This is a genomic window from Amphritea atlantica (assembly GCA_024397875.1).
Lineage (GTDB): Bacteria > Pseudomonadota > Gammaproteobacteria > Pseudomonadales > Balneatricaceae > Amphritea > Amphritea atlantica_B.
Genome location: CP073344.1, coordinates 2,891,258 through 2,903,863 on the forward strand (window position 1 = coordinate 2,891,258; position 12,606 = coordinate 2,903,863).

Consider the following 12,606-nt stretch of genomic DNA (forward strand, 5'->3'; position numbering starts at 1 on the left):
AGTTACCGTGAGCGCTGTATTAATTGCCGTGCTGGTATTGTTAGGACTGGGCCTGGTATTCGGTATTCTGCTGGGTTATTCCTCAATCCGCTTTAAAGTCGAAGGCAACCCTCTGGTTGACCAGGTCGACTCTTTATTGCCTCAGACCCAGTGCGGTCAGTGCGGACACCCGGGCTGTCGCCCCTATGCGGAAGCGATCGTCAATAATGATGAGGCGATTAACAAATGTCCTCCCGGAGGCCAGAGCACTATCGAGGCTCTGGCGGATCTGCTGGATGTGGAAGCGACGCCACTGGACGCCGAGCACGGCGAAGAGCAGGTCAAAAAAGTAGCTTACATTCGCGAAGACGAGTGTATCGGCTGTACCAAATGTATTCAGGCGTGTCCGGTTGACGCAATTCTCGGTGCCGCAAAACAGATGCACACCGTAATCGCTTCCGAATGTACCGGCTGTGATCTCTGTGTCGAACCCTGCCCTGTTGACTGTATTGATATGCTGCCCACCGAAACCACACTTAATAACTGGCAGTGGCCAGTGCCTAAATCCGGTGTCGAACTGATCGCGACCGACCGCCATCCCGGTATTGCACTGGAGGCTGACAGATGAAAAACACCGTTAAAGTGCATGGTTTCCATGGCGGTATCCATCCTCCGGAAAACAAAAAACAATCCACTGGGGCGCCAATCTCACTGGCGCCGGTACCTGCGCGGGTAATATTGCCACTACAGCAACATATAGGCCTGCCTGCTGAGCCGGTCGTCAGCGTTGGTGACCGGGTTTTGAAGGGTCAGCTGGTTGCTGAAGCAGTTGGCCGGATCAGCGCCAACATCCATGCATCCATTTCCGGCACGGTTGTCGCGATCGCCCCCCACCCGGTACCGCATATGTCCGGTATGGAAGCGGGTTGCCTGATCATTGAATCAGATGGCCGGGATGAATGGGTTGAGCACCAGGGGATTGAAGACTATACCAAACTGCCCAAACAGGATCTGATTGAGTATATCCGTCAGTCCGGTATCGCCGGCATGGGCGGAGCGGGCTTTCCGACCGATGTGAAACTGCATCTGGGTGATGATCATATCGTCAACACCCTGATCATCAACGCTGCCGAGTGCGAACCCTATATCACCGCAGATGATATGCTGATGCGGGAACGGGCCGATGAGGTTCTGGGTGGCATAGAAATCATCGCTCATCTGCTGAAACCACTGCATATTATGGTGGGTATCGAGGATAACAAACCTCAGGCGATTCGCGCCCTGCATGCGGCACTGGATAATAGTCCGCTCAATCTGGATATTGTCATCACACCAACGAAGTACCCCTCCGGTGGTGAAAAGCAGCTGATCAAACTGCTAACCGGGGTCGAAGTCCCCAGCGGCAGGATTCCGGCAGACGTCGGGATTGTCTGTCAGAATATCGGTACCACGACGGCGATCTACCGTGCGGTCGTCCGTGGCGAACCGCTGATCTCGAGAATTGTTACCGTTACCGGTCAGGCTGCCGGCCACAAACAGAATTATGAAGTGCGTATCGGCACCCGCTTTACTGATCTGCTGGATCACTCCGAAGTCCGACGTGAACAGATGCATCGTCTGGTTGTCGGCGGTCCGATGATGGGTATTACGGTCACCAATGAACAGATCCCCGTGATCAAAACCACCAACTGTCTGATCGCAGGCTCCATCGAGGAGATGCCTCCGCAACCCCCGGCACAGGCCTGTATCCGTTGCGGCATGTGCGAACAGGTATGTCCGGCAGAACTTCTGCCGCAGCAGCTTTACTGGTTCGCCAAAGGCAAAGAGTTTGATAAAGCCCGTCATCACAACCTGTTCGACTGTATCGAATGCGGTGCCTGCTCTTACGTCTGTCCGAGTAATATTCCTCTGGTTCAGTATTATCGCTTCGCCAAGGCGGAGATCCGTAAAGAGGATGAGGAGCAGCGCAAAGCGGACCATGCACGGATCCGTTTCGAGGCCCGTTTAGAACGCCTGGAGCGGGAAAAGATTGAAAAAGAGGAGCGGCGTAAGCAACGCGCGATCGAAGCCGCCGCAGCCCAGGCCGCGAAAAAAGATGCCGCGCTGAGCAACGCCTCCACACCGACTGCGTCCAGCGCTGCGGCTTCCACAGGTCCTGATCTCAAACAGCTGAAAAGCAACGCTGCCATTGCCCGTACCAAACTCAGAAAAGCGGAAAAGGCGCTGGCCAACGCTCAGGAGAAAGGCCTGGAGGGTATCGAAACGCTACAGGCAACCCTACAACAACTGCAGCTTAAATCAGACCAGGCGGAAAAGGCCTATACTGACGCCCAGAACACTCCGCCCCAGAAACCAACTCAGGCGGCACCAGAGACCGATCTGAAACAGCTGAAGAATAACGCAGCGATCGCTCGCACCAAACTAAAAAAAGCGGAAAAGCAACTAAGAATCGCGCAAGAGAGTGGCACCGGCGATATCGACACACTGAACGCTCAGATAGCCGAACTGCAGGCAAAAAGCCTGGCCGCCGAAAAAGCTTATAAAGACGCTGAAAGCGGCAACGCTCCGGCTGCGACAGCAAGCGTCAATACGGCAGAACTGGAAACGGATATCGCCGCGATGCAGGGCAAAATCGATAAAGCAGAGAAGGCCTGGAAAGCAGCCGTTGACTCCGGCAGCCCGGCAGCCGATAAAATGGCCGCTGGCGTCGATAAACTGAAGGATAAGCTGAAAGCCCTGCAGGATGAGCTGACCCATATCCGCAACTCCGCATCAGCAGCCCCGACTGCAACAGCGGATACCTCAGAGCTTGAATCAGACATTGCCACACTGCAGGGTAAAGTCGATAAAGCAGTGAGCGCCTGGAAAGCAGCCGTTGAATCCGGCAGTCCGGCAGCCGATAAGATGGCCGCAGGCGTAGACAAACTGAAAGATAAGCTGAAAGCCCTGCAGGATGAACTGACCCATATCCGCGCCTCTGCATCAGCAGCCCCGGCTGCAATAGCGGACACCTCAGAACTTGAATCTGACATTGCCACACTGCAGGGTAAAGTCAATAAAGCAGAGAGTGCCTGGAAAGCAGCCGTTGAATCCGGCAGTCCCGCAGCCGATAAGATGGCCGCAGGCGTCGACAAACTCAAAGATAAGCTCACAACACTTCAGGATGAGCTGGCACAGGTTAAAACCAGTGCTGTGGATACCCCCGCAACGATCACTGAGGCCGAGCCGGTAACCAGCCTCAAAGAGCTGAAGCAGCAGGTGTCGATTATGCGCACTAAGCTGAAAAAGGCTGAGAAGCAGCTGGCAGAGCTTCCTGAAGGAGAGACAAACCCTGTATTGGAAGCCGATATAGCTGAACTGAAAGCCCGTCATGATGCCGCACAGGCCATATTCAATGCAGCAGAGGCGGAAAAAGCCGCCGCCGCTGCGCAACAGGGCATTGATCTTAAACAACTGAAGATCGACGCGGCGATGGCAAGAGCTGCGGTAACGAAAGCCGAGCGGGCATTGAGCAAAGCGGAAGACGATCATAAACAGACGCTTGAAGAGGAACTTCTGGCTGCCCGGACTGAGGCTGAAAAGCTGAACTCGACTCTGGAACGTTTCTCTGAATAATAGTTAATCTTTTTAGGCAGGCGTTTGACTAAAGCGTCTCTAATAAACCGCCTCTGTTAAATGAGGCGGCAGAACTGAGTAGACAGAATGGCACTGATCCGAATCACATCACCCCACGCCCACCGAGCCGGCAGCACCGGCAACGTGATGCTAACGGTGCTGCTCGCAACCCTCCCCGGACTGGCTGCAATGACCTTCTTTTTTGGCTGGGGTACCCTGATTCAGGTTCTCTGGGGCACCCTGCTGGCTGTGGCCATGGAAGCCACGATTATTAAGCTGCGTAAACGGCCGGTCAGCTTTTATCTGTCCGACTACAGTGCGGTGGTTACAGCGGTTTTGCTGGGGTTGGCACTGCCACCGTTTGCCCCCTGGTGGATAATGACGATCGGTATACTCGTTGCCATCGTGATTGCCAAGCAACTGTATGGCGGTATGGGCAACAACCCGTTTAATCCGGCCATGGTGGCCTACGCCCTGCTACTGGTATCGTTCCCAGTGCAGATGACCAGTTGGGCAGCGCCTTTTGTCATGACCGGAGAGGGCTGGTCGGTGCTCTCCCTTGGTGACACGCTGGCGGCGATTTTTGGCACCGCCGGAGCGGGAATTGACGCTCACACAATGGCAACACCGCTGGATGTTATGCGTCACCGGGGCGGTTTCACCACCGAAGAGATGTGGGTCGAAAATGCGCTGCTGGCCAACGGTATTGGCGCCTGGCATGCGGTGAGTGCGGCCTATTTTATGGGTGGCGTATTCCTGCTGTACAAAAAAATATTCACCTGGCACACCCCGGTCGCAATGCTGGGCAGTCTGGCCGTTATCTCCACCCTGTTTTTCCTGCTGATGCCGGACCAGTATCCTGATCCATTTTTCCATCTGACTGCCGGGGCAACGATGCTGGGGGCATTCTTTATCGCCACCGATCCAGTCACGTCGGCCACCAGTAACAAAGGCAAACTCTGGTTTGGTGCAGGGATCGGCATGCTGATTTTTGTTATCCGCAGCTGGGGTAACTATCCGGATGCGGTCGCGTTTGCGGTCTTGCTGATGAATCTCTGTGCACCCTTCATCGATCAGTACACTCAACCCCGCAGTTACGGCCATGCAAAACCAAACCGGGGTATGAAGTAATGGAGATGTTGACAGCCATTCGTAACAGCGCGCTGGGACTGAGTATCTTTGCCGTGATCACATCCGGCGCCATCGCCTTGACTCAGGTGTCGACTAAAGCTCAGATCGATATCAATGAGCGGGAAGCACGGGCCAAAGCGCTGTATGAGATTGTTCCTAAAGAGAGTATCGATAATAATCTGCTGGAAGATACCATTGCAATTGATGCACCGACACTGACGGCCAGCACTCAGCCCATTGAAGTGTTCCGCGCCCGCCGTGATGGTCAGGTCGTCACGGTGATAATCCCAGTGACGGCTCCCGATGGCTATACCGGCAATATCAATATGATTGTGGGCATCAATGCCGATGAATCGGTTGCCGGCGTCAGGGTTCTGGCCCATAAGGAGACCCCCGGACTGGGAGACAAAGTCGAACTGAAGAAGTCCAGCTGGCTGCACGGCTTTGACGGCCAGCGCTATGAGGGGGATGATGACCCTTCCTGGGCGGTGAAAAAAGATGGCGGCCGTTTCGATCAGTTTACCGGAGCGACCATAACCCCCCGTGCAGTCGTTAACGCAACCGCCCGGGCAATTCACTATTTCCGCGAACATAAAACTGCACTGCTTGAAACCCGGTCAGATATACACTCTGAAACGGCTGGAACTGAATAAGATGGCGAATGATTACCGCAAAATCACCCTCGATGGTCTCTGGGACAACAACCCTGCGCTGGTCCAACTGCTCGGCCTCTGCCCGCTATTGGCGGTCACCGGCACCGTCGTCAATGCAATAGGACTGGGGCTTGCCAGCACCATCGTGCTGATCGGCTCTAACCTCACTATCTCCATGTTCCGCAAGTTCATTCCTGAGTCGGTACGACTGCCGGTATTTGTGATGATTATCGCCTCATTTGTAACCTGTATAGAACTGTTGATGCAGGCATTCACCTATGAGCTGTATACCATCCTCGGTATCTTTATCCCACTGATCGTAACCAACTGCGCCATCATGGGCCGGGCCGATGCCTTCGCGATAAAAAATCCGGTAGGCGCATCTCTGCTGGATGGCGCAATGATGGGTCTCGGGTTCACCGCGGTACTGATCATACTCGGAGGCATGCGCGAGATTCTGGGTCTGGGAACCCTGTTCAGTGATATGCAACTGCTGTTCGGCCCGGCTGCCGAAAGCTGGAAACTCGTTATTCTGGATGACTATGTCGGCTTCCTGTTTGCCATCCTGCCGCCAGGCGCATTTGTTGGCATGGGCCTGCTGATTGCGTTGAAAAACATTATTGATAAACGCTTGGAAGAGCGAAGAAAAGCCCCCGCAACTCCAATTGAGCCGACCGGCGAATCCCGTCGTGTCAGAGTAACCGGGAATATATCTTAGATCTCAACGATCCAGCCAGACACTGCGCTTCGCTCTTTTCTAGTGGCAAGCGCCCTCTGGCTCCTGAAGAGAAGCATAGCTCCCCCAGTACTTCCCGTGCTATTATGGAACGTCTTTCCTGCACTAATTTCTAATCTCTCCTGTGTAGCCTCGGCTAAGTTCCAAAGCGCCATTAGCACCTATTATCAGCTCTACAGACAAAATCTGCTGTTAGATTCTCTGCTGACAATCGGGTGGTTATGGTTGTTCTGTTAAATATTCAATATTTCCTGGAGCACTAAAATGAGCAAAGATAAGAACAGTAAGAAAGAGTCTAAGAAAAAACCACTCATGACACAGAAAGAGAAGAAAGCCGCCAAAAGAGACAAAGCTGAGTCTGTGGGCTTACTGGGTGAACACCGCCACTAGAGCAGCACTTAATAAGCATCGGGCTTCCCCGATATGCGCTAATGTGTCATTTTATAAGAGTGCCTCACTGCCGCCTGAACTCATTCTGGCGGCCCTTTTGCACCCTCAAGCCGTGAGTATCAACGGTTATTAAAATAGCACCAACAGCACAACAAAAAAGCGACCCTGGGTCGCTTTTTTTAATGCTTTAGCCTGTTTATTCAGCCTGATCATGCTTTTTAGTGCGGTATCCAGGCTTAGCCAGAATTTCCAGATAGAAGGACTCCTGCTGGTTTAACTCAACTTCAGAGATCTTTTTATTGATCTCGGTGAGATGAACCGCTTCGCTACTGGCTTCATCAGCGCCAAAACGACAATCAAAGTCCCAAAAATCAGCATTCTCAGGTAGCGCTTTATTACGCTCTCGTTTTAAATATTTTTTAATCTCGTGCTTAATAGCATCTACTCGTCTTGGAACAGTAAGCTTGGGATGCGTTAAGTTAAACGTCTTTTTCATTGTGATTCCAAAAGGGTGTCAGGCATGGACTAACCAATACCATTTGATCGTGCGGCTAAACGTATCAGATAAGATAAAAAGGCTAAACGGTTACGCAATGATTACCGACTCATGAACGCCTCAATATATCTTGCAATTTTTTCGCTCAGATTCCCCTCAAATCCATCGAGGTTTCTACCAAAAAACGCCAGGTACCGTATAGCTTGTAAGTGGCTTATCTGCTTGCCTACGACATTATATTCTATTTCAGGAAGTGTTTTACTGTTTCTGGGTACGATAGTCCACCGAATAATATCTGAATCCACTGATTCAAATTTTTCCTGGGCAAAACCACAGAAGGCATCGATAAGCTGTGCGCCATCCGGCCCCAGACACCCCGACTCCACCCTGTAGATAACCAACAGTTTCTTCTCTTCAGGCAAAGGCAAACCATTAACCATCTAAGCAAACCATTTATAATACCCCCGGGCTGTTAAACAACACTGTAACATTGCTTAAACTATAGCCCTGTTTACCTGTTAATTGCTATAAAAAACACCGCGCTATCAGCGATTATAAGATCCGGTTATGCTGTGATGGTCACTGGGATAATACGGTTTACAGTCCCCCGGAGCAGTTGCCCCAGACACCTCTCCCCGTTAACATACCTCTCTTAACACAACGCTATCTGCCGGAACCTATGAACGCCGCAAAACGCCACGAAATTTTCTCCCGCCTGCGGGAAGCCAATCCCAACCCGGTAACAGAGTTGGAATATAGCAATCCGTTTGAACTTCTGGTCGCAGTGACACTGTCAGCACAGGCAACCGATGTCGGCGTAAATAAAGCAACCCGCAAACTGTTTCCGGTTGCCAATACACCAGAAGCGATCTATGCCCTGGGCGTGGAGGGTTTAAAGGAGTATATAAAGACCATCGGCCTGTATAACGCTAAAGCAGAAAACATTATCAAAGCCTGTAAGATACTGATTGATAAGCATGGATCAGTCGTTCCTGACAACCGGGAAGACCTCGAAGGGCTTCCAGGCGTCGGTCGAAAGACTGCTAACGTTGTACTGAACACGGCCTTTGGTCAACCAGCCATGGCTGTAGATACACACATATTCAGGGTATCAAACCGAACCAGAATAGCGCCGGGAAAGAATGTCCTTGAAGTGGAAAAGAAACTGATGCGTTTTGTCCCCAAGGAGTTTCTTATCGACGCCCATCACTGGCTTATTCTCCACGGTCGATACACCTGTGTTGCGCGTAAACCCCGCTGTGGTTCCTGTCTGATAGAAGATCTGTGTGAATTTAAAGAGAAAGCTGAATAAGCACATTTAGCCTAACAATTTATCAGCCTTATCCGTGACCTTCGGGAAAACGGTTAATTCAGTCTTTTACAACTGCCACGCAACTGATCAATCTCATCTGAACAGAGCCAGCTACTCATCCAGCGATTGACAGCATCCTGGGTAGAGGGTGTTTTACTCCAGTCCTTATAGGCCTTCACATGCTGAAGGATTTTTCCATAGTTAGTACTTTCATTTTGTGTACAGCAGGCGGGAAAACAGCCATTGCACTCAAACTGCTCATTGATCCAACGAATAGCTTCCACTGTATCTTCATTGCTTAGTTTCATAGCCCCTCCTACACCCGTCGTAAACAAGCCTGGTTCGCCAGCAACAGAGTAACTGTAGTAGGTTTTAGTTGTGTAGGAATTGACTAAAGTCATCAACCGTAAACTAACCGGTTTGCTTTCATATAACTGTCTTTTTTCTGCGTCATTCAGCCAGTTTCTGACAGACCGAAACACAGTTATCAACCGGCTTAGTTGTGCACATTTTCTGTGGATAAAACTGTGTGTATTATTGGGGTAGTTGGCTAAAACACCCGTGGTTATTGGCCCCGAAACAAATCGGTCACATAAACGACACACATTTTTTAAACTATATATTTCAATAAGTTACGTAATTCAACAGGTATTTATAAATACCTTTATATAATTTCTTATCAGCCCTTTAAATATTTCTTGTTTGCTGTGAATTAAATATTGCAATCTGATTAAAGGCCTTATTTCAGCCACTCTATTGAAAGTAATTACTAACACATCGCGTTGTATCACTTTACTGACACTAACAGCTGAAAACGTTTCTCAGGAATCTCGCGGAGATGACTGTTAATACTGCTAACGTCTCGGGTCATTTCAGGCTGTTGCTATACTGAGTGACAAGGTAATAAACACCAAACGGCAGAAAACCATGGCCATGATCTTTCATCAGCTCGCAACACAACGGGGTTGCCAGTCCTACCTGATCGGATGCAGCCATCAACGCAGCGCAATCATTATAGATCCTGAACTGAGTATGCAGGACAATTACCGGGCCCTGCTCAATAAGGAGGGGCTGCGTTTACACTATCTGCTGGATACCCACACCCATGCGGATCACTTCAGCGCCAGCCAGACACTCGCACGTCAGTTGCAGGTGCCGGTTATTATGCATCGCAACAGTCCGGCTCCCTTTGTTACTTTTCATGTTGATGATGGCGAGATGATACGCCTCGGCGAGCTTAAGCTAGAAATTATACATACACCGGGACATACCGAAGATTCGATCTGTATTCTGATTGCTGACCGGGTTCTGACTGGGGATACTTTACTGCTGGGAGGAACCGGACGCAGCGATCTGCCAGGGGGAGATCCGGCTAAACTGTATAACAGCCTGTTCAATAAGCTGTTATTGCTGCCGCCGGAAACACAGGTCTATCCGGCCCACATTTACAGCGACAAAAAATATACCACGATTGCCAGTGAACTACTCAATAACCGCAGGCTTCAGATAACCGGGCGTAGCGCCTTTATTAAGCAGATGAATACGCTCAACCTGGATATGCCCGATCATCTGACCGAAGCGCTGCGTACGAATCTTAGCGGGGGTAAAACCGTTGCCAGTTTGCTCGCTGAAGCTGCAGAAAAGGTTCCCTTTATGTCACTTAGAGAGGTAGCACTCAAACTGAAGACGGAGCCGCAGGCGATACTGCTACTGGATGTGAGAGAAACGGATCAGTTCCGTCGGGGACATATTCCAGGCGCTATCAATATTCCCCGCGGGCAACTTGAGCTTCAGGTTAATAGTCAGCTGACCAACCCAACGCAACGAATCGTAACCTACTGCCAGTTTGGCAAGATATCAACCCTGGCCGCAGCCACACTAAAAGAACTGGGATTTGATCGCGCAGTCGCGCTGGATGGGGGGTATAACGGGTGGCTGGAAATGGACTACCCGGTGGAGCCCGCTGGGCACAATGACGAGGTATAAGAGGGATACAACCTGTAGCGTATCAACCGGCTATGAATGAATACAGTCCTCGCTTATTCCGGCGTCTTCCAGACCGTTTTACGTTCCTGCAACAATATCCAGAGCTGCTCGACCTTCTCCCTTGCCCAGGGCGTTTTGCGTAAAAACTTCAGACTGGACTTAATACTGGGGTCGCTCTGGAAACAGCGAATATTGATCCGCCGACCCAGCTCCTGCCAGCCATACTCCGCTTCCAGATCAGTAACGATCTGCTGCAGGGTAATACCATGCAAAGGGTTGTTTTTCTGCCCCCCGGTCATTGTTCTGCTTCCTGCTGCTCCATTCTGGCACGCTCATCCTTAGATATATATCGCGGCTTTGCCGATACATGAAGTTTCGCGTTTGCCTTCTTAGCACGCTTTTTCAAGATGCTGTTTATCTTCTTCTTTCTATTCATCAATACTGAGCCTGAGGCACCGGTCTGGTCGTTAGGAGTGCACATTCTATCTGAGTTTGGCTTTGAGTTCAGAAGATAGTTTACCGGGCGTTAAAGTGGCCCATTGGAGTGCTGTTTATACCGCCAAGTGTAATACACAAATTCTGTGGATAACTCAGTGCATTACTTTTTAGTAACTGCCTGTGAAAGCCATAACATGGGCGCTGCAGCAAATTGTTTATAAAAGCACCGTATCCTAACAACTCTTTTTACTATCAATAAGTTACAGTGAAAGAGTTGCTTAGTATTGAAACCGGTGCAACGCACAATCCACATAGGAGAAAAACAATTTTAAGCTGTGAAGAACTTTTCTGGAAATTCTGCTCCGGTGCTAACCAGAGCATCTATCCTTGCCGCTGCAAAGCGGGCCGCAGATAGGCAGGTTAAGGCGCTGTGCGGCAGAGCATCACTCGTCAGGGATCTCTATTTCGACATGCGATACCGGCTTTGTACAGCAAGCCAGTATCTCATCACCAACAGTGTCATACAGAGCATCCTGAACCTCTTCCACTTCACCATCAATCAGGCGAACCCGACAACAACCACAATAACCGCCACGACAGTTATAGGGCGCAGGGATCTCCTGTGCCTCCATGGCGTCCAGCAAAGAATACTCATACTGATAGTAGAAGGTGCTGAAATTATTGACCTTAATTCTTGGTATACCTGACATGACCCGTTCCTTAGAGGTCGAAACCGTCGAAGTCGTCTTCACCCATTTCATTATCAATTGCTCCTACCAGATACGAGCTGATCTCTGCTTCCTGTGGTGCAACCTGTACGTTGTCACTGACCAGCCACGCATTCATCCATGGCAGCGGATTCTGTTTCGCCGGGAAAATCTCTTCCAGATTCAACGCCTTCATCCGCACATTCGTAATATATTCCACATAATCAGACAGGATACGGGCATTAAGACCGATCATTGAGCCATCCTTAAACAGATACCCTGCCCACTCCTTTTCCTGCTCAGCCGCTTCGCGGAAAATCTCATAAACCTGAGGTTCACACTCCTTTGCAATCTGCTTGAACTCAGGATCGTCCGCACCGGAAGCCAGCATGTTGAGCATAAACTGAGTACCAGTGAGGTGCAGCGCCTCATCCCGGGCGATCAGCTTAATAATTTTGGCGTTGCCCTCCATGATTGCACGTTCAGCAAATGCAAATGAACAGGCAAAACTCACATAGAAACGGATCGCTTCCAGTACATTAACCGATACCAGCGTCAGATAGAGCTTAGTCTTCAGGTTATGCATACTGACATCGTATGTTTCGCCGTCAATCGTGTGGACACCCGGCCCCTGAATCATATAGATATTTGTTAACTCGATCAGTTCATCATAAAGCCGGGTGACACTGCGGGCCCGCTTAACGATCTCTTCGTTGGTGACGATCGTGTCAAACACCTCTGACGGTTCAGTCAGGATATTACGGATAATATGGGTGTAGGAACGGCTATGAATCGTCTCACTGAAAGACCAGGTTTCCAGCCAGGTTTCCAGCTCTGGCAGAGAGACTATTGGCAGAAACGCGATATTAGGAGAACGCCCCTGCACCGAATCCAGCAGCGTCTGATACTTCAGATTGCTGAGGAAGATGTGCTTTTCATGTTCCGGCATCGCCATAAAGTCTTTACGGTCGGTTGACAGATCAACCTCTTCCGGGCGCCAGAAAAATGACAGCTGCTTTTCAATCAGCTTCTCAAGAATCGGGTATTTCTGCTTGTCGTAACGGGCTACGTTGACGCTGTGACCGAAAAACATCGGCTCTTTGGTAGCATCATTAAAAGTCGGATCAAACGTTGAATATAGCATGTTGCATCAATACTCTTAC

Annotated in this window: 14 protein-coding genes; 7 read left to right on the plus strand and 7 right to left on the minus strand. The window is 50.3% G+C overall.

The window, feature by feature from the left end; translation table 11 throughout:
* The first annotated feature begins 7 nt into the window (after positions 1 to 7).
* The 5 genes from rsxB (at position 8) to KDX31_13315 (ending at position 6,096) form a co-directional block, all read left to right on the plus strand.
* Positions 8 to 607 (plus strand): electron transport complex subunit RsxB, encoded by a 600-nt coding sequence (gene rsxB, locus KDX31_13295; GenBank protein UTW02328.1) that lies wholly within the window; start codon positions 8 to 10, stop codon positions 605 to 607.
* Positions 604 to 3,594 (plus strand): electron transport complex subunit RsxC, encoded by a 2,991-nt coding sequence (gene rsxC / locus KDX31_13300; protein ID UTW02329.1) that lies wholly within the window; start codon positions 604 to 606, stop codon positions 3,592 to 3,594. The genes rsxB and rsxC overlap by 4 nt, the downstream gene beginning before the upstream one ends.
* An 87-nt stretch (positions 3,595 to 3,681) precedes the next feature.
* Positions 3,682 to 4,725, plus strand: coding sequence for an electron transport complex subunit RsxD (gene rsxD / locus KDX31_13305; GenBank protein UTW02330.1), 1,044 nt, complete (start codon positions 3,682 to 3,684; stop codon positions 4,723 to 4,725).
* Positions 4,725 to 5,378, plus strand: a complete 654-nt coding sequence (rsxG, locus tag KDX31_13310) for an electron transport complex subunit RsxG (protein UTW02331.1) — start codon at positions 4,725 to 4,727, stop codon at positions 5,376 to 5,378. Before rsxD ends, rsxG begins: the two co-directional genes overlap by 1 nt.
* Position 5,379: 1 nt before the next feature.
* Complete coding sequence (locus tag KDX31_13315) at positions 5,380 to 6,096, plus strand: electron transport complex subunit E (protein ID UTW02332.1); 717 nt, start codon at positions 5,380 to 5,382, stop codon at positions 6,094 to 6,096.
* A 604-nt stretch (positions 6,097 to 6,700) separates the two neighbouring features.
* Here the strand turns inward: KDX31_13315 and KDX31_13320 are convergent.
* Entirely contained in the window at positions 6,701 to 7,000 is a 300-nt protein-coding gene (locus KDX31_13320; GenBank protein ID UTW02333.1) for a hypothetical protein, read from the minus strand.
* A 101-nt stretch (positions 7,001 to 7,101) separates the two neighbouring features.
* A complete protein-coding gene (locus tag KDX31_13325) occupies positions 7,102 to 7,440 on the minus strand; it encodes a hypothetical protein (protein ID UTW02334.1) in 339 nt (112 codons plus the stop codon).
* Positions 7,441 to 7,679: 239 nt separating this feature from the next.
* Between KDX31_13325 and nth the strand changes: the two genes are divergently transcribed.
* The gene (gene nth / locus KDX31_13330) at positions 7,680 to 8,312 is read left to right on the plus strand and encodes an endonuclease III (GenBank protein UTW02335.1); all 633 of its coding nucleotides are present in this window, start codon (positions 7,680 to 7,682) and stop codon (positions 8,310 to 8,312) included.
* Positions 8,313 to 8,365: 53 nt separating this feature from the next.
* On the opposite strand, the gene KDX31_13335 is transcribed toward nth, so the two are convergent.
* Positions 8,366 to 8,620, minus strand: a complete 255-nt coding sequence (locus KDX31_13335) for a hypothetical protein (GenBank protein ID UTW02336.1) — start codon at positions 8,618 to 8,620, stop codon at positions 8,366 to 8,368.
* 625 nt (positions 8,621 to 9,245) lie between these two features.
* On the opposite strand from KDX31_13335, the gene KDX31_13340 reads away from it, so the two are divergent.
* The gene (locus KDX31_13340) at positions 9,246 to 10,298 is read left to right on the plus strand and encodes an MBL fold metallo-hydrolase (protein UTW02337.1); all 1,053 of its coding nucleotides are present in this window, start codon (positions 9,246 to 9,248) and stop codon (positions 10,296 to 10,298) included.
* A 53-nt stretch (positions 10,299 to 10,351) separates the two neighbouring features.
* On the opposite strand, the gene KDX31_13345 is transcribed toward KDX31_13340, so the two are convergent.
* The 4 genes from KDX31_13345 to nrdB form a co-directional block, all read right to left on the minus strand.
* Entirely contained in the window at positions 10,352 to 10,597 is a 246-nt protein-coding gene (locus KDX31_13345) for a DUF2132 domain-containing protein (protein UTW02338.1), read from the minus strand.
* Positions 10,594 to 10,734: a DUF2986 domain-containing protein gene (locus tag KDX31_13350; protein UTW02339.1), complete on the minus strand. Its 141-nt coding sequence runs from the start codon at positions 10,732 to 10,734 to the stop codon at positions 10,594 to 10,596. Before KDX31_13350 ends, KDX31_13345 begins: the two co-directional genes overlap by 4 nt.
* A 445-nt stretch (positions 10,735 to 11,179) precedes the next feature.
* Positions 11,180 to 11,446 (minus strand): 2Fe-2S iron-sulfur cluster binding domain-containing protein, encoded by a 267-nt coding sequence (locus KDX31_13355; protein ID UTW02340.1) that lies wholly within the window; start codon positions 11,444 to 11,446, stop codon positions 11,180 to 11,182.
* 10 nt (positions 11,447 to 11,456) lie between these two features.
* On the minus strand, positions 11,457 to 12,587 hold the full coding sequence (gene nrdB, locus KDX31_13360; protein ID UTW02341.1) for a ribonucleotide-diphosphate reductase subunit beta: 1,131 nt from the start codon (positions 12,585 to 12,587) through the stop codon (positions 11,457 to 11,459).
* Between the last annotated feature and the right edge of the window lie 19 nt (positions 12,588 to 12,606).